Below are 23,835 nucleotides of genomic sequence, written 5' to 3'. Positions count from 1 at the left end.
ATCCTTAGGTTATGGGGATGCTTAAATTGTACAAAATCAGTCTTATTTTTCAAGCAGCGGCAGCCGATCGCGTGTGCTTTGCTGGCTCGCGGTTGTTAAGATGAGGGCGCATTTGCCGTGCCCACGATGTATAGAGATCCGACCAACGATGTCCCTGTTGAAATTACCGACACCCGTGCTGCTTTGGCTGGAAGGCAGCCTGAATCGATTGATCCGTCGTGATCCCGTGCAATGGCCTCGTTGGCAGCGACAGGCGGATCAGCGGTTTCGTTTAGAGCTTCGTGATCCGAGCCTGTCGTTTGTCCTTTGTGTGACTGAAACCGGGATTCTGCTGTTGCGGGATATCGAAGGCATGCCGACGGCCACCATCCGTGCCAGCACATTCGGCCTGATTCGCGCCCAGCAATCTGCGGCGCCGATGGATGCCTTATTCGCGGGTGATGTGCAGATCGAAGGAGATCAGGCCGCAGCAGAATCGGTTTTGCGGCTGCTTCTGGCGATGGATGGTGATTTCTTCGCGCTGTTGGCTGAAAAAATTGGAGTGGCTCCAGCGGGTTGGCTGGATCGTCAGTGGCAGGCGCGACGCGCAGAGCGCGCGATCTGGCGCCAGACGCGTCGCATGGAACTTAAAGATTTTCTGGTTTTTGAACGAGACATGCTGCCGACCGCATCGTCAGTGCAGAATTGGGTCGATGGGGTGGATGCGGTACGAGATCACACGGATCAACTGATCGCCCGAATCACGCGGCTCGAACATTTGGGGGCTGAATGAATTTTCGTGTGTTCTGGCGGTTGATCGTCATCCAGACGGTTTTTTTTCGACATGGATTGGATGAACTGGTGCTGGCCTTGCCTTGGCTTCGGCCGGTGCGGTTCTTCAGCTATTTATCTCCTTGGTACTGGCTAGCCGGAAATCGCCACCGTTCAAAGCCGCAACGCCTGGTGGCGGCACTAGAAGATTTAGGGCCGATCTTCGTCAAGTTTGGGCAAATGCTGTCAACCCGGAATGACTTGCTTCCGCCCGACTACGCCGCCGCGCTCGCCCAGCTACAAGACCGGGTTCGGCCATTCCCGGCCGTCTTGGCGCGCCAACGAATCGAGCGAGCCCTGGGGTGCTCGATCGCGCAGGCGTTTGCCGAATTTTCGGTCGAGCCAATGGCCTCCGCGTCGATTGCCCAGGTCCATGCCGCTCGATTGCATGATGGCGCGGAAGTGATTGTCAAAATCGTTCGTCCTGGGGTCGAACGCCGGATTCGGCAAGATCTGGAGATTTTGTACAGCATTGCCCGACTGGCTGAGCGGTACTGGTCTGAAGGGCCGAGGCTGCATCCGGTGGCCGTGGTTGCTGAATTCGACAAAACCCTGATGGACGAGCTGGATTTAATGCGCGAAGCGGCCAATGCGGCGGAATTACGGCGCCACTTTGAACAATCTCCGCTGTTGTATGTCCCGCAAATCTATTGGGATTGGTGTCGAACCGAGGTGCTGGTGCAAGAGCGAATTTTCGGTGTGCCCATTGCCCAGACCGAGGTATTGCGCGCGGCCGGTGTCGATATGAAAGTGCTGGCTGAACGCGGGGTGGAGGTGTTCTTTACCCAGGTTTTCGATAACAACTTCTTCCATGCCGATATGCATCCAGGCAACATTTTCGTGGATGTCAGCAACCCGCAGCAGCCGAAATATATGGCCATCGATTTTGGCATCGTCGGCAGCTTGATGCCGGAAGATCAACGCTACATCGCCGAAAATTTTCACGCATTTTTCAATCGGGATTACCGCCGCGTGGCGGAATTGCATGTGGAGTCCGGCTGGGTGCCGGCCACCACGCGGGTTGAAGAATTTGAATCAGCCATTCGAACGGTCTGTGAGCCAATTTTTCAAAAGCCTCTGAAAGAAATTTCCTTCGGACATTTCTTGTTTCGGTTGTTTCAGGTAGCGCGGCGCTTTGACATGGAGGTTCAGCCGCAATTAACTCTGCTGCAAAAAACCTTATTAGCTATCGAAGGGTTGGGGCGCCAACTTTATCCAGATCTGGATTTGTGGGCCACGGCCAAACCGTTCATTGAACGATGGATGCGACGCCGGATGGGGCCGAAGGGTTTGTTGCGACGATTGAAAAATGAATTTCCATTCTGGATGGAACATCTGGCGGAAATGCCTCGCATGCATCTGCAGACCATGAAAACCCAGCAGCAACAGGCGGCGCGCCTGGCGGAACAAACCCGGGTATTGGCGGAGTTCCAGCAGGCTTGGCGCGTCAGCCAATTGCGCGGCCGTCAAGCTGCGCTCGGCTATATTCTGCTCGTCGTATTTGCTGTGCTGCATTGGCCATGGCTGACCAGTAACCCGCATTTCGCCGATCTATCGATTGTGGGTTGGCTCAATCTAGTGCTGGCGCTGGGCTTGATTGCGCAGGGATGGCGCCGGTAACACGGATTTTGGGTAATAAAAAAGACCGCAGTGCTCATGCGGTCTTTTTAGTTTTATCCCAGTAACTGCCTGATCGGCGATCAACCGAAGGTGATGACGCTCAAAAAGGACAGCCATGAAAATACGATCAGGCCGACGATGAAGCTCAACGGGAAATTCTCAAAGCTGAAAATTGACTTCATGATGAACACTCCTCAGTAGATTATCGGCCTAATATTACGCGGGCGGCCAGACAATGTCACGCATCTTGTACGGTTTTTACCAGCGTGATTGATCCCATCGCTCCGGATGCGCCCAGTGTCGTGGGTTGAGCCAGTCGGGCACCGTTTTGTAATCACGGATTGAGTAGCACATACCCCAATAATCCTTCGATTGAAGCAAACGGAAGCCCAATCCGCGCAGGGGCTCCACCCATCCACAATCCGCGATGGCGATCGATGGCCTTGCCCACAAGACGAGGGTGCCGGAAAACAGGTTTTTGATCTGGGCGATTCGATGTCCGCAGTCGTCGTCGAAAACAGACCCTGAAGGGACGGCATAGGCCAGAATCGGCCAATCTTCCAGCGAGTCCAGCGGGGTGTCTGGCAGCGATGGATCACAGTCAATCATCCCGATGGTTGGCTGTGCTGGTGTGCTTCTCGTGTCGGGTGAGCCGAAAAGCAATTGGTTGACCCAGGTAACTTCCAAGTCATCGGCTTTGCGTATTGACAACATATTTTTTCACTCGCATAATGCGCGCCACTTGAAAGCCCAGGTGGCGGAATTGGTAGACGCACTAGTTTCAGGTATTAGCGGGTAAAACCGTGGAGGTTCGAGTCCTCTCCTGGGCACCATATCTGTTTTTCAGGAAATCTCAACTCCTGACACAATTCACCAAAACCCGCATTCTGGCGGGTTTTTTCTTTGGTTCGTCTCTGGTCGTTTAATCGGCCTTCCCTTGTTTTATTCGCCTGCTGTGTAAGAAGCTACGCATTGGATTACTCACAGGATGACTCGTCTGAAATTTCACAGGGGTGATATGCCGCCATCCCTTCGGTCAAATCTTTGATCGTTGCTGCATTCAGTTCGACGAAGGCGCAGCCTAATTGCACCCGGCATGGATTTGGGGTATGCCATTCCTTAACCGCTGCTGACTACTCAATGGCAGATTCCTTCTCGGGTTCGTTGGGATAAACGATGCGGGCGCGGGCGATTCCCGGTTGTTGCTGGAGCGCTTCAATCAGTGCATCGTTGGGCGATAGGCGCATTTCCGGGGGGAGTCGCACCACGGCTTGTGCTTGATCGCTATACACCCGACAGTGCAGTGTCAGTCCATTCGTTTCGCCCGATGTTGGGCACTGCGCCTTGATCCAGTCCAGCCAGTGCTGTGCCTCTGTCGCGCTGCATGTGGGGCTGCATTCGATCAGGAGGCTTCGGGCTTTTTCCACGCGCGCTGTGGTTAAATCCAGCCAGCGTTTGCAGCGTACCCGAATGCCGCCGCTGAAGTTATTGAAACTGGCGTCCCCTTCAAAAAGTACCACCGCATCTCGCGGCAAGGTGTTTGTTTGGTCGATGTCCTCGCCGGTGATGCTGATTTCGACCTGAGCAGTGCCGTCGTCCACGGTCAGAAACAATTGCCGATCGCCATTCTGCTGCCGCATGAGCCGTTCATTGATGACCAAGCCGGCGATGACGACGGGCACGCCTTTGCTGTAGGCGCCGGGGGCGGGGGCTTCGATGCGCTCGCTCAGTTCCGCAAGGCTGCATTGAACGAGTCGCTGCAATTCGGTGCGAAAGCGCTGGATGGGATGGCCGGTGAGATAGAGCCCAAGCGTATCGCGTTCCTTTTTGAGCTGCTCGTCGTCAGGCCATGGTGTTAGCGTCGGGACTGGGATGCGAATGGCGGTATCCGGGCTCTCCAATCCGCCAAAGAGATCGCCCATGCCGGAGGCGGCGGCCTGTTGCTGCTGGTTCGCAGCTTTCATGGCATCCGGGATATGCGCGAACAGGCTGGCGCGATTCGGGCCGAGTTCATCGAGCGCGCCGGCGAGCACCAGGGCTTCTAGAACTCGTTTATTCAGCGCTTGGCTGCCGACACGCTGGCAGAAGTCGTTCATGTCCAAAAAATGCCCATGCGCTTGCCGCTCATCCACGATCGCCTGGATCACGCCTTCACCGACGCCTTTGATTGCGCCGAGGCCGTAGATGATGGTGCGTTCATCCTTCGCCTGAAATTTATAGGCGCAGTGGTTGACGCCCGGCGGGATGACCTGAAGGCTCATCCGCCGACATTCGCCGATCAAGCCGACGATTTTGTCGGTGTTGTCCATATCGGCAGATAACACGGCGGCCATGAAATGCGCCGGATGGTGCGCTTTGAGCCAGGCGGTTTGGTAGGCAACCAGTGCATAGGCCGCCGAGTGAGATTTATTGAATCCGTAGCCGGCAAATTTTTCCATCAGGTCGAAAATATATCCGGCCTGTTTGGGATCGACGGCCTTGGTCTTCGCGCCTTCGAGGAAAATTTCGCGCTGTTTGGCCATTTCCTCCGGCTTTTTCTTACCCATAGCGCGCCGTAACAAGTCAGCCCCGCCGAGGGTGTATCCGGCCAGAATCTGTGCGATCTGCATGACCTGTTCCTGATAGACGATCACGCCGTAGGTGGGTTTGAGCACATCCGTCAGCCAGGGATGCAAATATTCGATGGTCTGCTCGCCCTTTTTTCGCAGGATGAAGTCGTCCACCATGCCCGATTGCAGCGGGCCGGGACGAAACAGGGCGACGAGGGCGATGATGTCTTCGAAGGTATCGGGCTGGAGGCGGCGGATCAGGTCTTTCATACCGCGCGATTCCAGTTGGAATACCGCAGTCGTCTCGCAACGCTTCAGGAGTTGATAGGTTTTTGGATCATCCAGAGGAATGGCGGAAATATCGATGGCTGCCGTTCCGGATTGGGCTCGCTGGGTATTGATGGAGGCCAGCGCCCAATCGATGATGGTGAGATTGCGCAGGCCGAGAAAATCGAACTTCACCAAGCCCACGGCTTCGACATCGTCTTTGTCGAGTTGTGAAGCCGCCGAGGCGCCATTGGCTTCGCAATACATGGGGGTGAAATCGGTCAGCTTGCTCGGCGCGATCAACACGCCGCCGGCATGTTTGCCGACATTGCGCGAAAGCCCCTCCAGCGCCATGCCCATGTCAACGATGGCGCGAACTTCCTCGTCGCGTTCGTACAGTTCCTTGAATTCGGCGGAAAAACGCTCTGGTTCTTTTTGCGAACGGTCGGTTCGCCCGAGGGCATCCTCCAGCGTGACATCCAGTCCCGGTTTCATCGGGATGAGTTTCGCGATCCGATCCACGAAACCGTAGGGGTAACCCATCACCCGTCCGACATCGCGCACGACCGCCTTGGCCGCCATCGTGCCGTGCGTGGCGATCTGCGATACCGCGCTGCGGCCATAGCGTTCGGCCACATACTCGATGACCCGATCCCGCCCGTCCATGCAGAAATCGATGTCGAAATCGGGCATCGATACCCGTTCAGGGTTCAGGAATCGCTCAAACAGCAGGTCGTACGGCATGGGATCGATATCGGTGATCAGCAATGCCCAGGCGACGAGTGACCCCGCGCCGGAACCCCGTCCGGGGCCGACTGGAATGGATTGCCGCTTCGCCCATTGGATAAAGTCCGCCACGATCAGAAAGTAGCCAGGGAAACCCATCTGGATGATCACATCGAGTTCGATGGCCAGCCGAGCCCGGTAGGTCGCATGCTGATCGGCCGGTACGCGCTTCAATCGTTCGGCCAGACCGGCCTCGCTCAGGCTGCGCAGATAGTCCGCCTCCGATTCGCCGTGCGGCGTCGGGAAATTCGGCAGGAAATTCTTGCCGAGTTGCAAAGTCACATTGCAGCGCATGGCAATGTTCAGGCTGTTTTCCAGTGCCTCGGGCAGATCCTCGAACAAGCCAGCCATTTCATCGGCGGAACGAAGATATTGCGCGGCGGAAAATTCTTTCGGTCGGCGGGGATCGTCCAGGGTGCGCCCTTGTTGGATACAAACCCGTACTTCATGCGCATCAAAATCCTCGGGATTGAGGAACTGCACTTCATTGGTGGCGACGACGGGTAATGATTCCGCCTCCGCCAGCGCAACGGCGGCATGCAGGTAGTCCTCTTCATCGGCGCGGCCACAGCGGGTGACATTCAAATAAAAACGCTGCGGGAAGCGTTCCCGCCAGAATGTCAGCGCGCGCGCCAGCTCATTGGGCTTATTGCGCAACAGCAGTTGGCCGATCTCGCCGCGATGTCCTCCGCTGAAGGCAATCAGGCCAACGCACTGCGCCGGGGTCAGCCAGGCATGATCGATAATGGGGCGGTCGTCTTGTTGCCCTTCGCAATAACTGCGGGAAATCAACTCGGTAAGATGCCGGAACCCCGTGTTGTTCTCTGCCAGAAAAATGACGCGCGTGGGTTCAGGCCAATGCGGTGTGCTCACCCAGCAATCCGCGCCCAGAATGGGTTTGATACCCGCTTTGCGCGCCGTTTCGTAAAACTTGACCATGGCAAACAAGTTGGACTGATCGGTCAGCGCAAGCGCGGGTAATCCGCGCGTTTTGGCTGCCTGCACGAGTTCCTTGATGCGCAATGTACTGTTCACCAAGGAGTATTCGGTATGGATATGCAGGTGGGCGAAGGCGCAGGTTGGGCTCATGCTGGCATCAATCTGGGTGGTCATGGGGCTATTCTGACAGTTTCCCCGAACCCGTGGGGCGTGGAGCCAACCGACGAGCGCGCGTAAGCCCTCGGTCGGGTTGAAGCTCACTCATAAAAATATCGTATGCTATGCGCACTGTGGTTCCTGTCTGCGTGTACAAGGTTGTTTTCATGCCTGCCTTTTTTTCCCGGCCTGCGTCCATTTTGTGGTGGGTATTGCGCGGTGTCGCACTGCCGATGGGCTTGTTGCTGGCGGCGAATACCGCGTCTGCTTGGTCATTTGGCTTGTCTGATGTCGTGGCGCAAGCCAAGCAACTGGCATCCCAATCGTACGAGCCGCCGCCGCGGATTCCAGACGCCTTGAGCCAGATTGATGAGGAAACCTATAACCGCATCGATTTGCGCCGCCGTGCCGAGCCTTGGGCGGATCTACGGTTCGCCGTCAAGCCGCTGTCGGCCGGCTATGTCTATGACCGTCCGGTGCAATTGTATCTGGTGACACAAACGGCGGTGGCACCGATCGAGTTCAACAAGAATCAGTTTGACTGGCCGAGCGCGGCGTTTGCCCAGATGGTGCCGGCCAACCTGGGGTTTGCTGGGTTCACGGTGCGTTATCCGCTGTCATCCCAAGATGCAGAAGATCAGATTCTGACCTTTCTCGGGGGCGCGCAATGGCAGATGACGGGGGCAGGGCAGGTGCCGGGCGCCCACGCGCGCGCTGTGGCGATTGATACGGGCTTGCCGCAGGGCGAGCAATTCCCCGCGTTTACCAAATTCTGGCTGGTGCGACCGGAGCCGGGTGACCGTCAAATGACCATTTATGGCTTGTTGGATGGTCAGTCGCTCACGGGCGCGTATCAGTTCGATGTGCGTGCCGAGGATCGTCGGGTAGTGATGCATGTCACCGCCACCCTGTTCCCGCGCAAGGGGATCGACCGCTTGGGATTGGCACCGATGTCCAGCATGTATTTTTATGGGCAGGGGGGGCAGCAGCCTCCGGTCGGCCAATGGCGTCCCGCCGTGTTTGAGTCGGATGGTCTGCTCATGTTCACTGGCGAGGGGAACTGGGTGTTCCGATCATTGCGAAATCCAACCGAATTGCGGACGGATGAGTTTCCCGCAGATGGCATCCGGGGATTCGGTTTGATGCAACGGCAAAACCAGTTTTGCCGCTTCGAGGATGTCATCAACCGCTACGATCGACGCCCTTCGCTCTGGGTGAGTACAGAGGCGGGGTTCGGCAAGGGAAAACTCGTGCTGGTGCAAATTCCGACCAACAGTGACGCGCACGAAAATCAGATTGTATTTTTTCAGTCGGATGACCCGGTCGATCCGTCGCATCCCGTGTCTTTTGCCTACACCGTGACCGCCGGAAACCGTGAAGTGGCCGATGAACCGCTGGCTCGGGTGCAACGCCCCTTGATTGGGGTGTCTCGGGTGCCGGGCGAGGACAAAAGCCCGCGGGCTTATCGTGTCAATCTGGATTTCTCAGGGGGTAAGCTGAATGGCCTGGCGAATACCGAGCCAGTCATTGCCAACATTGATACGCAGCAAACGGCGAAAGTGCTGGAGCAGGCGGTAGTTCCCCTGCCGGATAGCGGTCACTGGCGTTTGTCGATGCTGTTACAGCCGACAGGGCGGGCAGATGTTACGGTGCGTGCCTCATTGATGTTGGGCAAGAAATCACTTTCGGAAACCTGGGATTACCGTTTGCCGTCCGATCCCAGCCGACTGGGGCAGATCAAATGACCATCGATCCCACGCATTCAGCCGGATTTGTCCAGGATACGCACTGCACTTATCCGACGGCCATTTGCGCGCAGTTGCGTTGGCTGAATCGCCGGGTGTTCTATCAATTTTTGAGCACGGGTTGTCCGGAAATCGATTTGGAGGCCAGTTTGTCCGTGGCGGATAACCAAGCCGATCTGAGCCAGCGCCTCGCGGCTGGGGTGCCCGGCTTGCGAACCATGCCGCCTTTGCAACGCGGCCATATTCATCACGACCACTCAGCATTGTTGCGTCGTCGTGATGCGCAGACCCTGCCGCCATCGGAGCCCGCATGACCCTGCCGCGAACCAGTCCTTGGCTCGGCCAGCCCGATCCCTATCGTTGGCGTGCCCTGCGCCGTCGGTGGCTGTTCACCCTGTTCGTATTGCTCCAGACCGTCGCCGGGGTTTGGGGCATGATTCTCGTGTTGCCCTACCATGGCGGCACGCCCATTGAAAAAGCGATTTTGGTGACATTCATCCCGCTGTATGCGTTTGTGGCGGCGGGATCGTGGATGGCTCTGTTCGGTTTCTATCTGCGCCGTCGTTACCGCGGGCGGGGTGATCCGCTCGGCATTTTACGGCGGCATGCGGGTCGGCTCGATGCGGTGGCGTTGGTGAAAACCGCCGTGATCCTGCCGATTTATCATGAAGATGTCGATCGGGTTTTCCGGGGATTGCAGGCCAGCATCGAATCGGTGCGCGATGCGGGTGCGTTGGATTCTTTTGAGTTTTTCGTGCTTTCCGATAGCCGGGATCCGCAGGTTTGGTTGGAAGAGCGCGCGGCTTGGCTGCATTTGTGTGACACGCTGGATTTGCATGGTCGATTGCATTATCGGCGCCGGCGCGTAAACCTCAAGGCAAAAACCGGCAATGTCTCCGATTTTCTGCGCCGTTGGGGACGGGCATTCAAATATTTTGTGGTGTTTGATGCCGACAGTGTCATGTCCGGTCAATCTTTGGTGACGCTGGTCAAGTTGATGGAGTGTGAACCGCGGGCGGGCATGATTCAAACCGTACCGACGCTGTTCAATGCCCACTCGGCGTTTGCCCGGATGCAGCAATTCGTCACGCATCTGTATGGCCCGCTGTTCAGTGAAGGGCTGGCTGCGTTGCAGCTCAACGAGGCGGTTTTTTGGGGGCATAACGCCATCATCCGCACGGAAGCGTTCATGGCGCATTGCGGTTTGCGTGGCATGCGCGGCATCGGATTGTGGCGCGGTACGGTGTTGAGCCATGACTTTGTTGAAGCGGCCTTCATCCGGCGGGCGGGTTACGAGGTGTGGCTGGAACCGGCGATTCAAGGCAGCTATGAGGAATCGCCCCCCTCGCTCGATGACGAATTGATTCGCGATAAACGCTGGTCGAAAGGGAATTTACAGCATGTGAAATTTCTCGCGTTTGAACGCGGCATCGCGACGGCGCATCGCATGGCCTTCATGAACGGGATTTTTGCGTATTTGGCTTCGCCGGTGTGGTTTCTGTTCCTGTTGTTTTCCACGATCGAAGTTGCGCAGTTTGCCGCCGGGGATATCAACTATTTCCCGGATCCGCGCAGTCTCTATCCCCACTGGCCGCAGTGGCATCCACAGTGGGCCATTGTGTTGGTGACCAGTACCCTGGTGACGCTGTTCCTGCCGAAGCTGTTGGCACTCTTTGAATTGTTGGTGTTTGATCGCGCGCGGCGCGCCGGGTTTGGTGGCACGGGGCGTTTGTTGCAGGGTTTCCTGCTGGAAAATCTGTTTTCGATTCTCTTGGCTCCGATCCGGATGTTGGCGCACTCTGCGTATGTGGTGCAGGCGATCCTGAATGTATCGGTGCGCTGGGCGGGTCAAAATCGCAGCGATGAAATCGGTTGGCTGCAGGCGCTGGTGCGGCACGCGCCCGGGATGATACTGGCGATTGCCTGGTCCGGTCTGGCGCTGAGTTTGAATGCCAATTTCTTCTACTGGACGATTCCCATCAGCCTGTCTTTGCTGCTCGCCGCACCGATTACCGTGTGGCTCTCCCGGTTTTCGCTCGGCGCCCGCTGGCGTGCGCTCGGGATATGGAACACGCCGCCCGAAATGGGGGCGGGCGATCCGGTAATTGCGCGCTTTGAATCATTGCCCGAGTTGGCGTTGAAACCGGCGCGCGCGCCGGATTGGCTGACCTGGACTTTACTGCACCCACGGCAGGCCCGTGTGGCGGCGGCACTGGCGGCACGGCGCACCGGGGCAGCCAAGGCGGCCACGACGGCATTGGCCGAGCAGATTTTGACAGAAGGGTTGCAGGGCTTGCCTGGCCGCGTAGCTGCGCGGGTGCTGGATGATGGGGAGGCGGTCATCCGCCTGCATCGTCATGCCTGGCAGGCGGCGGCTGACGACCCCTGGGGGCGGCAGGTCGATCAGTTGACCCGCGAGATTTGTATTCGTTAACGGCACCGGTTTCGTTCTATCCTAAATTTTTGTGTTGCACTATCGGTTGAGGTCATCGCGATGTCATCGTCTGAATCATCTTCGTCCACTCTGTCCTCTTCGGAATTCACGCGGCGCAGCTTTTTATTCACGCTGGCCAATCTCGCAGCTTTGACTGCGGCTGGTTTTAGCACAGCGGAGGCAGCCGATGCGCCCGCATCCGCACCGCCTGCGAATGCCGGCGCTGGAGCGACGCCCGAGCCAAAACCTGCGCCATCCGGTTTAACCTTCGGGCCGAGCAAACCGTTTTCTTTCAAAAGCTTGATTGCCCGGGCTGAAGAAATGGCGAAAGCGCCGTATCAGGGACCCCCCTCGCCGGTGCCAGATGCCATTGCGCAGATTGATTACGACGCGGCCGGTAAAATCAATTTCAATCCGGAGGACGCACTTTGGGGGAAAACTGGCTCGGTATATCCCATCACCTTCCGTCCTCTTGGAAAGTACTTCAAGCAATCGGTGGCGATGCATGTCGTGGAAGGTGAGCGCGCCCGGGAAATCGAATATCGCCCCGATTACTTCACCATGCCTGCCGATAGCCCGTTGCGTCAGGTGCCCGTCGGGCAGTCCGGGATCGCGGGGTTCTGGGTGCAGCGTTCCCGTCGGGTCGGGGATTGGCATGCGAGCGAGCCCTGGGCCACTTTCCAGGGCGCGAGCTATTTCCGCGCAATTTCCCGGCAAGGACAGGTGGGGATGTCAGCACGCGGCATTGCCGTGAACACCGGCATGCCGCAGGGCGAGGAATTCCCCGATTTTCGTGCGTTCTGGTTTGAGCCATCGCTTAATGAAGGCGATCCGGTGGTGGTCTATGCCTTGCTCGACGGCCCGTCGATCAGCGGGGCATACCGCTTCGAGCTGCGGTTCGATGGCGATACGGAAATGGTGATCGATGCGCACTTGTTCATTCGTAAAACCATCGATCAGCTTGGCATTGCGCCACTGACCTCCATGTTCTGGTACAGCGAAACGCCGAATAGCCATTTGCGCGGCTGGCGACCCGAGGTGCACGATTCCGACACGCTGGCGGTGTGGCGTTCCGATAATACCCACCTCGTGCGGCCATTGGCGAATCCGCCGGCCTTGGCCTATTCGGCCTTTATTGATACCGCACCCCGCGGTTTTGGCTTGTTGCAGCGTGACCGTAATCCGTCGCATTACCTCGATGGCGTGGGCTATGAGAAGCGCCCGTCGGTGTGGGTCGAGCCGTTGAGTATCGGGAAAGACAAGGCGGATTGGGGGAGTGGTTCGGTCACGCTCATCGAGATACCGACCAACGATGAAACCTTCGACAATATCGTCGCCTTCTGGCAGCCCAAGGGCCCGGCCCTTGCGGGGAACAGCTACCAGTTCAAATATCGTCTGTATTGGACGGAGCATGAACCCTTCTTTCCGCATGGCGCGCTGGCTCAGGCGGTGGCGCTGCGCGCGGGACCCGGCGGGAATTTCGGGGGTTCCCGACCGGCCAATACGGTCAAGCTGGTCATCGAATGGGAAAGCCCGCTGTTCCAGCAACATCAACCCAAAGAGGCCGATTTCAGCGTGACCAGCTCGGCAGGCAAGGTCGATAACATCGTGGTGGATTGGGTCGCCGGAACGCCGCGCTGGCGTACCGAATTTGATCTGTTTGTCGATGTGGATACGCCGGTCGAACTGAATGGGGTTCTGCGTATTCAAGGCGAGGCGGTGAGTGAAACCTGGCTGTATCAGTTCCATCGGCAAAGTTTTGCCGGATTCATGGCGTAAAGGCGGCTTAAGAATGTGGCGTTTTGATGGGCAATGGTGGCACGGCGACCGTCGTATCTTGTTGCTTTTGCTTGGCGGCGCCCTGCTATCCGGCTGTGCCAGCGAATCCTGGCAGGGGGCGGCGTATGAAAGCTTGAAAACGCGGGAATCGATGAGCCATCCCTCGATTGGTACGCCTTCGCCCAATCCGCCGCCGTCGATGAACTACCCGGCCTATGACAGCCAGCGCCAGCGTCTCCTGCAAGGCGCGCAATCCCCCGAGTAGCTCATGATCTTTCATCAAAGAATTAGTTTTTTCCTGATCGGATATCGTTCATGACCACCGAGTCGTCCGCACCGTTACCCTCTACGCCGTTTGCCTTGTCGCCAGAATCGCTGGCCGGGCTGCGTCTGCCGCCCCATTCACAAGAAGCGGAACAGGCGGTGTTGGGCGGGGTTATGCTCGATGGCCAATCGCTCGAAAAAATCAGCGATCTGCTCAAGTCGGAAGATTTTTATCGGGCGGATCATCGGCAGATTTATACGGCGGCGGTTTCGCTGGCCGATGAGAATCAGCCATACGATGCCGTGATGGTGGCGGAATGGCTCGCCAAACGAGAGTTACTTGAATCGGTGGGTGGGCTGGCCTACCTGCGTGCCTTGCTGGATGCCGTGCCGACTGCGGCGAACATTCAGGCGTATGCGCTTACGATCCGCGAACATGCCGTGATGCGCCGGCTGATTGAAGTCGGCACCCAGATCGTGCAGATGGGTTATCAACCCGAGGGGCGCAGCGCAGCCGAAGTCCTCGAATTTGCCGAGCGAGAGATTTTCGCCATCGCCGATGCCGGTGAGCGGGTAAAACGCGGCTTCCGTCCGATCAAAGAATTGATGGTTCAAGCCATGGATAGGGTGACTGAACTGTTTGGCCGCGAAGAACCCATCACGGGGCACGCAAGCGGCTTCACCGATTTCGACGCGATGACCTCCGGGCTGCAGCCGGGGGATTTGGTCATCGTGGCCGGGCGTCCCTCCATGGGTAAAACCACCTTCGCGATGAATATGGCGGAACATATTGCCATTTCCGGACGCAAGGCCGTTGCCGTGTTTTCGATGGAAATGCCGGGGGAACAACTGGCATTGCGGATGCTTTCATCCATTGGCCGGGTCGATCAAACCAAAGTGCGTACCGGTCGGTTGGACGATCCAGACTGGCATCGACTGACTTCCGCCGTCGGGATTTTGAGCCAGACGGAAATTTACATCGATGATACACCGGCCTTATCTCCGAGTGATTTGCGCTCCCGGGCGCGTCGATTGGCGCGAACCTGCGATTTAGGGGTGATCGTGGTCGATTACCTGCAGTTGATGCAGGTGCCGGGTAGCAAAGAAAATCGCACCAACGAAATTTCTGAAATTTCCCGGTCACTCAAGGCGATCGCCAAAGAGCTGGAGGTTCCGGTGGTCGCACTGTCCCAGTTGAATCGCTCCTTGGAGCAACGCCCGAATAAGCGCCCGGTGATGTCGGATTTGCGTGAATCGGGGGCGATTGAGCAAGATGCCGACTTGATCGTGTTCATTTATCGCGATGAGGTCTACGACAAGGAGTCTCCGCAAAAGGGCATGGCAGAAATCATTATTGGCAAGCAGCGGAACGGACCGATTGGGAATTTATTCCTCACATTCCGCGGCCAGAATACCCGGTTTGAAGACTACATCCCCAATGACAGCATCCCTCCGGGGTATGAGGCGTGAGCGAGACAGACCGTCCACTCGCACCGACGCCGCTCCAGATTTCCGCTGCGGTGTCTCGGGCGCTTCGCCGGGCGGAATTGACGATTGATCTTGCTGCGTTAGAGCATAACGCCGGTCGTGCCCGCTCCGCCGCCGCTGGGCGAAAAATTTTCGTGGCGGTCAAGGCCGACGGCTATGGTCATGGCGCGGTTCCCGTGGCGCAGGCATTGCGTGGCCAGGTCGATGGTTGGCTGGTGGCGACTCTGGCCGAAGGGGAAGCCCTGCGGCAAGCGGGGTTGACCGAGCGGATACTCGTTCTGCAGGGCGTGATGGAAGCCCAAGAAGCCCGTCGCGCCGCGCAACGATTTCTTGAGCCGGTGTTTCACCACGCAAGCCAGATTGATGCGCTGGGTAACGGGATTGCGGGATTGCGTTTAACGGCTTGGATCAAACTTGATACGGGGATGCACCGCGTCGGGTTTCGTCCAGATGAATTTGCTGCGGCTTATCAACGACTCAGCGAACTGCGAGGGCTGCGCGAACGACCCGGGATTTTGACCCATTTCGCACGCGCTGATGAACCGGATGAGGCGCCGACCCGACAGCAAAAATCCTGCTTTGATCAAGTGACACAAGCCATCGATGCAGAAAAAAGCTTGTGCAATTCGGCAGCATTGCTGCGCTTTCCCGACATGGGCGGGGATTGGGTTCGGCCCGGCATTATGATCTACGGGGGGAATCCCACACTCAACGGCACGGCGGCCGACTGGGATTTACGCCCGGTCATGACGCTGCGATCACGATTGCTGGCCGTGCGGCAAGTCGCGGCCGGTGACGAGATTGGCTACGGGGGGCGATTTGTCGCACCAGAGCGCATGCCGGTTGGCGTGGTGGCTGTCGGCTATGGTGATGGCTATCCGCGCCATGCCCCTAATGGTACGCCGATTCTGGTGAACGGCCAGCGGACAGCCGTTCTGGGGCGTGTGTCGATGGATCTGGTGACGGTCGATTTGCGTGGCATTCACGCAAAGGTTGGGGATGAGGTGGTGTGTTGGGGAGATGGATTGCCCATCGACGAAGTGGCTCAAGCATCGTCAACCATCAGTTACGAATTGATGTGTCAGATGAGTGGGCGTGTGTTTCGGCAAATCGTCAAGCACGGCGGCTGACTTTGTTCGGTGCAACAAACATAGAAATCGCGCATTCATCAATACGCGACCCCGATAAATTCAGTATCAATAAAAAAAGCCCGGGTAACGGGCTTATCTTTCAATGCGGATTTTCAGGCGCAGCTTAAATATTTTGCTGCGCCTGAAAAGGCTTAGCGGCGTGGGCGGAACTCGCGCGGCTCACGCGGGCGGGCTTCGTTGACACGAATATTCCGACCATTGAGAGACGAATTATCGAGCTGCTCGATAGCCGTTTCGCCGGCGGCTTTATCGGCCATTTCAACAAATGCGAAGCCTTTGGAGCGACCTGTCGCCATGTCTTGGATTACCTTGGCGGATTTGACTTCGCCAAAGGCTTCGAACGCACCGCGCACATCGGCGTCAGTAGATTGATAGGACAGGTTGCCCACATAGATATTGATCATCGAAAAAAACTCACGAACCCGTGCTGGCAAAACAGACCGAGCGATGCTTCAGCACGAAAACACACCACTTGGGTGAACTGCAGTCTGGCTGCAATCACACGACTCCCGAAGATAAACCAAATCCATGAAAAGACAAGCGGTTTTTTCAATGCTTACCCCTTTTAATCGGAGGGTGTTGTTTATTTGCCATTTCCTGTTTGATCATCAGGCTGAATCGATGAGAAAGAAAAAACCCCCCGCCGATTCATGAAGCCAGATGCTCCGACTGCCAATACCGGACGAACTGCTGCGCCACCCGGCCACTACGGGAACCGCGCAGTCGGGCAAATTGCACCGCCGCTGGTTCCCAGGCGGCGCGGTCGTGCAATGTTTGGTTTGTCACGCCCTGCGTTAACAAGTGTTGTAATTGGTGTGCCACGATGTCGAGGTATTGCTGTTGCGTGAAGGGATGAAAGGAAAGCCACAAACCGAAGCGTTCTGAGAGCGAAATTTTTTCATCGATTGCATCGCCTTCGTGGAGTTCGCCTTCGACGATTTGTGCGCCCAAATTATCGTGCATGGTTTCGGGCAACAAATGGCGGCGATTGGAACTGGCGTAAACCAAAACATTATCGGGCGGCGCCATCAGCGAGCCATCCAGAAGCGCCTTGAGTGCTTTGTAACTGGGGTCGCCCACTTCGAAGGACAAATCATCGACGAATAAAATGAAACGGCGCTGCGGCTGGTCGCCGAGTATCTGCGTCAAATCGCCCAGATTTTGCAGGGCAGGGCGTTCGAGTTCGACCATCCCGAGCTGGGCGCCTCCGAACTCGCTGAGCATCGCACGGATCACCGAGCTCTTGCCCGTGCCTCGGGCACCCCAAAGCAAGGCATGATTGGCGGGTTGGCCGCTCAAGAAGAGCTGGGTATTCCGTCGCAGTTGATGAATCTGCCGATCCCGATGAAGGAGTTCCAGCGGATCGACCAGCGCCGGATGGTGAATCCGTCGAAAGCCGTGCTGAGGATCCCAGCGTTGCGCGATCGCCAGGGGCAACGGATTGGGATGTATCACGGTCGGCCGTTGATGGCGCAGGAAAAATTTGGTCTGGCGCGTGGGGTTAGGTGCTGCGAGCATGGGGAGCCTGCAAATCGTTGTGGAGCCATTTAATTTAACGGTGTGGCCGGTACAATGGCAAACGGTTTGCTGATCGATTTCAAGGATACGCGATGCCTGATTTGACCGTTCCCCTGGTGTTGCTGGGGCTGGTGGTTTTATTACTCTTGGGTCAATGGATCGTGGTTCGTCGGGCAAAGTCCGTGCGCGGTCAACGGGTGCCGGAGTCTGTGGCGACGGCTTGTGCTGAGGGTGACTGGCACTTCGAGGGTGCCCGACTGCTGGTGTTTGAATCAGCGCAGTGTGTGGCGTGCCGACGGATGGCGCCGGCCATCCGTCGTTTGCAAGCCGAATATCCCGGACGGATTTGCGTCCTGTCGGTGACGACGCAGCGTTCCATCGCGTTAAGTTTACGCATTATGGCGACCCCGACCGTGGTCTTGATTGACGACGAGCAGGTGATTGATGTGTTTGTCGGCATCACGCCTTATGAAGTACTGGCACAGGCGGTACAGCGTCGGGTGGGCGAGAACGCGACGATCGCGTAGAATCCACTGCCTTGTTCTGGGCAGGGTGTCAAAAAGGAACCGGTATGGAAAAACGCGCGCTGGTGCCATTATCGTTGGTCGTGCCGATTTTTAACGAAGAAGACAATATCGAGCCACTCCTCGCACGGGTGCACGAGGCGTTGGCAGATTACCCGGCTGGATGGGAGATTTTGTTGGTCGATGACGGTTCGACCGATCGTACCGTCCCCCATATTCGTTCAGCACAGCAGCAGTACGGTTCGCATGTGCGCCTGGTGCCCTTGGCTCGAAATTTTGGACAAACCGCCGCGATGCAGGCCGGTATCGACCTGGCGCATGGGCAGGTGATTGCCACGCTGGATGGTGATTTGCAAAACGATCCCATCGATATACCCCGGATGGTGCAGCGCCTGCTCGATGAGGATCTGGATCTTGTGGCCGGCTGGCGTAAAAACCGGCAGGACAACCTCTGGTTGCGCAAAGTGCCGTCGAAAATCGCGAACCGGTTGATTCGCAAGATTACCGGCGTCACGCTGCACGATTATGGCTGCAGCCTGAAAGTGTTTCGCGCCTCGGTGATCAAAGGCGTGCGTTTGTATGGGGAGATGCACCGTTTCATCCCCGCCTGGATGGCCACACAAACCGCGCCCAGCCGCATTCAGGAAGAGGTTGTCGCCCACCATCCCCGAACGGCCGGCACCTCAAAATACGGTTTATCCCGCACCTTTCGGGTGATCATCGACTTGATTTCCGTGTATTTCTTTATGCGTTTTGCCGCCCGTCCGGCACATTTTTTTGGCATGTTGGGTCTGGGGCTCGGCAGCTTGGGAGGCGGCATTCTGGGCTATTTACTCGTGCTGAAAATCCTAGGGGAGTCCATCGGGGATCGCCCGCTGTTTATGGTCGGCATCATGTTGATGTTGATGTCTGTGCAGATTTTATTGACGGGCGTACTTTCTGAGATGCTGTCGAGAACTTACTACGAATCCCAGACCGTTCAGTCCTATCACATTCGCAAGGATGCCATGGCGGAACTTGAACAGCCGGTCTGGAGTCTGCCGGGGGATTCATTCACGAAAGAGCCCGCCAGCCGATGAACCAAAATTACCCCATCCAACAGACAGTCTCGTGCCAAACCCCAGGTGCCCGGCTGATGTGTGGTTTTGCAATGACCGCCAGTCTAGCGCTGATTCTGTTGACGGTCATGCCGAGCTGGAAACTGGCGGTTTTTCATTATTTCAATGAGTTATCGGTGATATCTCCGGTCTTCTGGTCCGGAATGACTTCGCTGGCCGATACTTATCTGGCATTGGGCTTGCTAGTGCCCGTTTTGTTGTGGCGTCCCCGCCTCGCGGCACTGTTGCTGCTGGCCGCACTGATCGCGACGCTGATTACGCATACGATCAAGCCGATTTTGGATGTGCCGAGACCTCCGGCGGTATTGCCCATGGATTCTTTTCACTTGATTGGCCATCGTTTGGATCACGGCAGCTTTCCGTCCGGGCATTCCGTCACCGCGTTCACCCTGGCCGCATTGCTGATTGTGGGTTGGCGCCTTTCTTTGGGCTGGTCCGCGTTATTGCTGTTTCTGGCTTCGGTGATGGCCGTGTCGCGGTTGGCTGTGGGCGTTCACTGGCCGACAGATATTCTGGCGGGCAGCGTCATCGGGATTGTATCGGTCGTGCTCGCGCGTCGTTGGCTCGATCATTGGCCGGCGTTGGATCAGGCCGCGTGGCCGTTGCCGACGGGTGTTGTGATTACGACGGTGCTGGCGCTCACCGCGCCTTGGTTCAATGCGGGCTATCCGCAGGGACATTGGGCCAATTGGAGCGTGGCCATCCTCGCGGTGCTGTCATTGGCGGTGGCGATGGTTCGGCGTCCAGCGGGGTTGTCGCGCCTGCGGCAAATCTTGCCAGTTCACGACCTGGGGCGCCGGAATTAATGGTTTGGTGGTGTTGCTTGGGCGCGATTCCTTGCCCGCGCTATAATTCTCAGCTATGTCACTGATCGCATTCGGCTTGAATCATAAAACGGCACCCGTAGATGTGCGTGAGCGCATTGCGTTTGCGCCCGATCGCTTGTCGTCTGCGCTGGCTGAACTCCTTCAGGGCTGTGGCGCGAAAGAAGCGGCCATCGTCTCGACCTGCAACCGCACCGAAATCTACACGCGGGCGGATTGTGTGCGTGAAGAGTTGATCGAGTGGCTGGCGGCCTATCATCGGCTCCCCGTCGAAGCGATCGCGCCGTATGTTTATGACCACCGCGATGAGCTGGCCATCCGTCACTTGATGCGGGTGGCCTGCGGTCTGGATTCTCTGGTTCTGGGTGAGCCGCAAATCCTGGGACAAATCAAGGATGCCTTCTCCGTAGCGCAGGATGCCCAAGCGTTGGGGCCCGTGTTGAGCCGGTTGTTTCAGCACACCTTTTCCGTGGCCAAACAAGTGCGCACTGATACGCAGATTGGTGCCAGCCCGGTCTCCGTCGCCTTTGCTGCTGTGAGCCTGGCGCGACAGATTTTTGGTGACCTGAACGCGAAAACCGCGTTGTTGATTGGCGCCGGTGAAACCATCGAGTTGTGCGCCCGACATTTGCATGGTACGGGTTTGAAACAGATGATCGTCGCCAACCGGTCGATCGAGCGGGCGCATCACCTGGCCGAACAGTTTGGTGGGATTGCGATTGGCCTGGCCGATATTCCTCAACATTTGTATCAGGCCGATATCGTCATCGCTTCAACGGCCAGCCCGTTGCCGGTGCTGGGCAAAGGGGCGGTGGAACAGGCGCTCAAACAGCGGAAGCGCCGTCCCATGTTCATGGTCGATATTGCGGTTCCCCGGGACATCGAGCCTCAGGTTGCCGAGTTGCAGGATGTGTACCTCTACACGGTCGATGACCTGAAGTCCGTGATCGATGAGGGGCAGAAGAATCGGGCGGCGGCGGCGGCGCAGGCGGAAGAGATCATCGAGCACCAGGTGGGGCATTTTCTTGATTGGATCAAGCTGCAAACCGGTGCCGAATTGATCAAATCGTACCGTCAACAGGCGGAGCAAACGCGAGATGATGTGCTGTTTCGCGCGCGCGCCCTGTTGGCTGCCGGCAAAGACCCGGATCAGGCGCTGGAATTTCTGGCCAATACCCTGACCAATCGGCTGATTCACCGGCCAACGGTGGTGTTGCGCGAAGCCTGTGCGACCGGAGATCTGCTGACGGTGCAATCGGTTCAACAGGTGTTGGGCTTGCCGCCAAACGCATCCGAACAATAGCCTCCATGTTTCGCGTCGTTGCCTTGTTCCCCCAGGGGCGCAAGAGGTTTTTATGCTGCCCGATCATTTATTAAATCGTTTGCTGGCGCTCGCTGAGCGTTATGAAGAGCTGACCGCGCTGCTGGCTGATCCGAGTGTGATTCAGGATCAGGTGCGGTTCCGTGCCTTTTCGCGCGAGCATGCGCGGCTACACGAATTGGTGCAATTACTTCAACGCGAACGATATTTGGCAGAAGGAATCCAGTCTGCCCAATCCATGAGCCGAGATGGGGATGCGGAGATCGCGGAACTGGCACAGGCCGAATTGCCGATCCTGCTCAGTGAACGCGAGCAAATCCATGCGGCCATGAAGCAGTTTTTGTTACCACATGACCCCGCAGATGATGGCGATGTCATTCTGGAGGTGCGCGCCGGAACCGGCGGTGATGAAGCGGCAATTTTCGCGGGCGATTTATTGCGTATGTACCTGCGTTATGCCGATTATCGCGGTTGGCAGACTGAGGTGTTGAGCGAACAACCGGGCGAACATGGCGGCTTCAAGGAAGCGATTGCGCGAATCAGCGGAGAGGGTGTTTACGCTGCCTTGAAATTTGAATCCGGCGCGCACCGGGTGCAGCGGGTGCCCACCACGGAAACCCAGGGACGCATCCATACTTCGGCGGCAACGGTCGCCGTGATGCCGGCCGTGCCAGAAGCCGAAGCCATCACGCTCGATCCTTCCACCTTGCGGATTGATACCTTCCGTTCCTCGGGCGCGGGGGGGCAGCATGTGAACAAAACCGATTCCGCGATTCGCATCACGCATTTGCCGACGGGCATGGTGGTGGAGTGTCAGGATGAACGCTCGCAACATAAAAACAAGGCGCGGGCGCTTTCCGTTTTGGCTACGCGCCTGGCTGATCGGGAGCGGCAGCGCGCCCAGGCCGAGCAAGCGGCGACCCGTAAGGCTCTGGTCGGCTCGGGCGATCGTTCGGAACGAATCCGTACTTATAACTTTCCCCAGGGGCGCGTCACCGACCATCGCATCAATCTCACGCTCTATCAACTCGATCGTATCTTGAACGGCGAACTTAACCCGGTGATTGAACCGCTGCGACAGACGGATCAAACCGAACAGTTGATGGCGCTGGCGCGCGAGTCTTCTTGAATGGGGGTGCCGAATATTCCTGCGGCCGAAGTTTCACTGATCATGCTGTGGACGGAGGGTGTGCAGCGTCTGGGTTCGGACGAATCTGCGCAGATTGATGTCCGGGCATTGATCGAAGGCATCACCGGCTTGAGCCGGAGCCAATGCTGGCTGAATCCCCAACAGCCCATTCCCCAGGCGCAAGTCGAAGCACTACGCAGCGCGTTTGCCGCCCGTGCGCAAGGACAGCCGGTTGCCTACATTCTGGGTTATCGGGATTTCTGGCGTCATCGGTTTCTGGTGACTGCGGACACGCTGATTCCACGGGCCGAAACCGAACATCTGGTGGAATGGGCCTGTGCGCTACTGCCGCCGCAACAACCGGCGCTCGTCGTGGATCTAGGCACGGGTACGGGTGCCATCGCCCTGAGTGTGTTGTTGGAACGCCCCTCGATCACGATGCTCGCGATTGATCGCAATGCCGCGACGCTGACAGTCGCACGAGCCAATGCCGAGCGATTGTTGCCCAGCCCATTGCAAGCGCAGTGGCTCGCTTTGCAGGGCGATTGGGCATCGGCGCTGGCGACGGCTTCGGTTGACCTGCTATTGGCCAATCCCCCGTATTTGCGGGCAGACGATCCGCACCAACAACAAGGAGATTTGCGGTTCGAGCCCGCCAGTGCCTTACTCGCAGGAACGGACGGGTTGCGCGACATCCAACACATCATCCAACAGGCGCGTCGGGTATTGCGCCCCGGTGGGGGGCTGCTCTTTGAACACGGCTATAACCAAGGGCAGGCAGTTCGCGAACTGCTCGCCGTTAGCGGCTTTGTTCAGATTGAAACCCGGCGGGATTACAGTGGTCATGAGCGAAATACCCTGGGATTCTGGCCGAAGCACGACGAGAAGATTGCTCAAATTTCACCAAATTGAGTTACCCTCAACGCAAGGATGGATTTTGTGTGTTGAGGAAATCATCATGCCGCAATCAGAACTGCAAGCCCCTGTGTTGAAGCAGCGTGAGATTGGTTTTCGAGGACCGCACCACGATGGCGATCAGGCGGCAGGTGCCTGTGTGTTTGTGGCTGAATTGCCGGGCGTGTTGTCTGCGGCACACCGGCACGCTGCCTGTTTGTCGGTCACTTATGATCTGCGATTCATCTGCCTGAAAGTCCTGCGTCGGCATCTGCAGTTGGCCGGGTTTCATCTGGACGCCTCCCTGCTGACCAAACTCAAAGTCGCTTTGACGGAATACGCGGAAGAAAATGAACGCGAATCGTTGGGGCTCGGTGATTGTCCGATGCCGCAGCAGGCATTTGCGCCCACCGTGGATCAACTCGCCTCCTGCCAGCGTTTTGTGCGACACATCAAGCCGACCGAACACGGCGATGATCCCTGGCGGCACTATCTCTAACTTGTTTCACTCCAGTTCTT

At 57.4% G+C, this 23,835-nt stretch carries 20 protein-coding genes and 1 tRNA gene; 17 read left to right on the top strand and 4 right to left on the bottom strand.

The genetic code is table 11. The features are described from left to right. Nucleotides 1–148: 148 nt before the first annotated feature. Nucleotides 149–772, top strand: a complete 624-nt coding sequence (locus VOI35_RS05230; RefSeq protein ID WP_407275017.1) for an SCP2 domain-containing protein — start codon at nt 149–151, stop codon at nt 770–772. Next, a complete protein-coding gene (gene ubiB / locus VOI35_RS05225; RefSeq protein WP_407275016.1) occupies nt 769–2,430 on the top strand; it encodes a ubiquinone biosynthesis regulatory protein kinase UbiB in 1,662 nt (553 codons plus the stop codon). The genes VOI35_RS05230 and ubiB overlap by 4 nt, the downstream gene beginning before the upstream one ends. A 258-nt stretch (nt 2,431–2,688) precedes the next feature. On the opposite strand, the gene VOI35_RS05220 is transcribed toward ubiB, so the two are convergent. Next, entirely contained in the window at nt 2,689–3,039 is a 351-nt protein-coding gene (locus VOI35_RS05220) for a DUF6231 family protein (RefSeq protein WP_407275015.1), read from the bottom strand. Nucleotides 3,040–3,178: 139 nt separating this feature from the next. Here VOI35_RS05220 and VOI35_RS05215 point away from each other — a divergent pair. Further along, nucleotides 3,179–3,263, top strand: a tRNA-Leu gene (locus VOI35_RS05215). A gap of 300 nt (nt 3,264–3,563) precedes the next feature. On the opposite strand, the gene dnaE is transcribed toward VOI35_RS05215, so the two are convergent. Then, nucleotides 3,564–7,145, bottom strand: a complete 3,582-nt coding sequence (dnaE, locus tag VOI35_RS05210; RefSeq protein ID WP_407275014.1) for a DNA polymerase III subunit alpha — start codon at nt 7,143–7,145, stop codon at nt 3,564–3,566. Between the two features lie 149 nt (nt 7,146–7,294). Here dnaE and VOI35_RS05205 point away from each other — a divergent pair, with 149 nt between their 5' ends. From VOI35_RS05205 to alr, 7 genes are read left to right on the top strand one after another with little or no spacing between them, the layout of a single operon-like run. Continuing rightward, nucleotides 7,295–8,872: a glucan biosynthesis protein G gene (locus VOI35_RS05205; RefSeq protein WP_407275013.1), complete on the top strand. Its 1,578-nt coding sequence runs from the start codon at nt 7,295–7,297 to the stop codon at nt 8,870–8,872. Next, nucleotides 8,869–9,186: a hypothetical protein gene (locus VOI35_RS05200; protein ID WP_407275012.1), complete on the top strand. Its 318-nt coding sequence runs from the start codon at nt 8,869–8,871 to the stop codon at nt 9,184–9,186. Before VOI35_RS05205 ends, VOI35_RS05200 begins: the two co-directional genes overlap by 4 nt. Then, entirely contained in the window at nt 9,183–11,306 is a 2,124-nt protein-coding gene (gene mdoH / locus VOI35_RS05195; RefSeq protein WP_407275011.1) for a glucans biosynthesis glucosyltransferase MdoH, read from the top strand. The genes VOI35_RS05200 and mdoH overlap by 4 nt, the downstream gene beginning before the upstream one ends. 60 nt (nt 11,307–11,366) lie before the next feature. Further along, a complete protein-coding gene (locus VOI35_RS05190) occupies nt 11,367–13,085 on the top strand; it encodes a glucan biosynthesis protein (RefSeq protein ID WP_407275010.1) in 1,719 nt (572 codons plus the stop codon). Nucleotides 13,086–13,098: 13 nt separating this feature from the next. After that, on the top strand, nt 13,099–13,350 hold the full coding sequence (locus tag VOI35_RS05185) for a hypothetical protein (protein WP_407275009.1): 252 nt from the start codon (nt 13,099–13,101) through the stop codon (nt 13,348–13,350). Nucleotides 13,351–13,400: 50 nt separating this feature from the next. After that, nucleotides 13,401–14,819, top strand: coding sequence for a replicative DNA helicase (gene dnaB, locus VOI35_RS05180; protein ID WP_407275008.1), 1,419 nt, complete (start codon nt 13,401–13,403; stop codon nt 14,817–14,819). Then, nucleotides 14,816–15,967, top strand: coding sequence for an alanine racemase (gene alr, locus VOI35_RS05175; RefSeq protein WP_407275007.1), 1,152 nt, complete (start codon nt 14,816–14,818; stop codon nt 15,965–15,967). Before dnaB ends, alr begins: the two co-directional genes overlap by 4 nt. Nucleotides 15,968–16,119: 152 nt before the next feature. Here alr and VOI35_RS05170 read toward each other — a convergent pair whose 3' ends face one another. Then, nucleotides 16,120–16,392 carry an RNA recognition motif domain-containing protein gene (locus VOI35_RS05170; RefSeq protein WP_407275006.1) on the bottom strand — a complete coding sequence of 91 codons (273 nt, stop codon included), beginning with the start codon at nt 16,390–16,392 and terminating at the stop codon, nt 16,120–16,122. A 244-nt stretch (nt 16,393–16,636) separates the two neighbouring features. Then, the gene (locus tag VOI35_RS05165) at nt 16,637–17,506 is read right to left on the bottom strand and encodes an ATP-binding protein (protein ID WP_407275005.1); all 870 of its coding nucleotides are present in this window, start codon (nt 17,504–17,506) and stop codon (nt 16,637–16,639) included. A gap of 92 nt (nt 17,507–17,598) precedes the next feature. Between VOI35_RS05165 and VOI35_RS05160 the strand changes: the two genes are divergently transcribed. The 7 genes from VOI35_RS05160 to VOI35_RS05130 all read left to right on the top strand — a co-directional run bounded on the left by VOI35_RS05160 (nt 17,599) and on the right by VOI35_RS05130 (nt 23,815). Then, on the top strand, nt 17,599–18,033 hold the full coding sequence (locus VOI35_RS05160) for a thioredoxin family protein (RefSeq protein ID WP_407275004.1): 435 nt from the start codon (nt 17,599–17,601) through the stop codon (nt 18,031–18,033). Nucleotides 18,034–18,077: 44 nt separating this feature from the next. Then, complete coding sequence (locus VOI35_RS05155) at nt 18,078–19,109, top strand: glycosyltransferase family 2 protein (protein WP_407275003.1); 1,032 nt, start codon at nt 18,078–18,080, stop codon at nt 19,107–19,109. Nucleotides 19,110–19,180: 71 nt separating this feature from the next. Then, the gene (locus VOI35_RS05150) at nt 19,181–19,954 is read left to right on the top strand and encodes a phosphatase PAP2 family protein (RefSeq protein WP_407275002.1); all 774 of its coding nucleotides are present in this window, start codon (nt 19,181–19,183) and stop codon (nt 19,952–19,954) included. Between the two features lie 55 nt (nt 19,955–20,009). Continuing rightward, nucleotides 20,010–21,275, top strand: coding sequence for a glutamyl-tRNA reductase (gene hemA, locus VOI35_RS05145; RefSeq protein ID WP_407275001.1), 1,266 nt, complete (start codon nt 20,010–20,012; stop codon nt 21,273–21,275). Nucleotides 21,276–21,330: 55 nt separating this feature from the next. Then, the gene (gene prfA, locus VOI35_RS05140) at nt 21,331–22,422 is read left to right on the top strand and encodes a peptide chain release factor 1 (RefSeq protein ID WP_407276799.1); all 1,092 of its coding nucleotides are present in this window, start codon (nt 21,331–21,333) and stop codon (nt 22,420–22,422) included. Then, a complete protein-coding gene (prmC, locus tag VOI35_RS05135) occupies nt 22,423–23,334 on the top strand; it encodes a peptide chain release factor N(5)-glutamine methyltransferase (protein ID WP_407275000.1) in 912 nt (303 codons plus the stop codon). It abuts the gene before it with no gap. A gap of 46 nt (nt 23,335–23,380) precedes the next feature. Then, complete coding sequence (locus VOI35_RS05130) at nt 23,381–23,815, top strand: hypothetical protein (protein ID WP_407274999.1); 435 nt, start codon at nt 23,381–23,383, stop codon at nt 23,813–23,815. Nucleotides 23,816–23,835 lie beyond the last annotated feature (20 nt).

It is taken from the genome of Halothiobacillus sp. DCM-1 (assembly GCF_045689735.1).
Taxonomy (GTDB): Bacteria; Pseudomonadota; Gammaproteobacteria; order Halothiobacillales; family Halothiobacillaceae; genus Halothiobacillus.
This window is presented reverse-complemented; position numbering and strand designations above follow the sequence as displayed.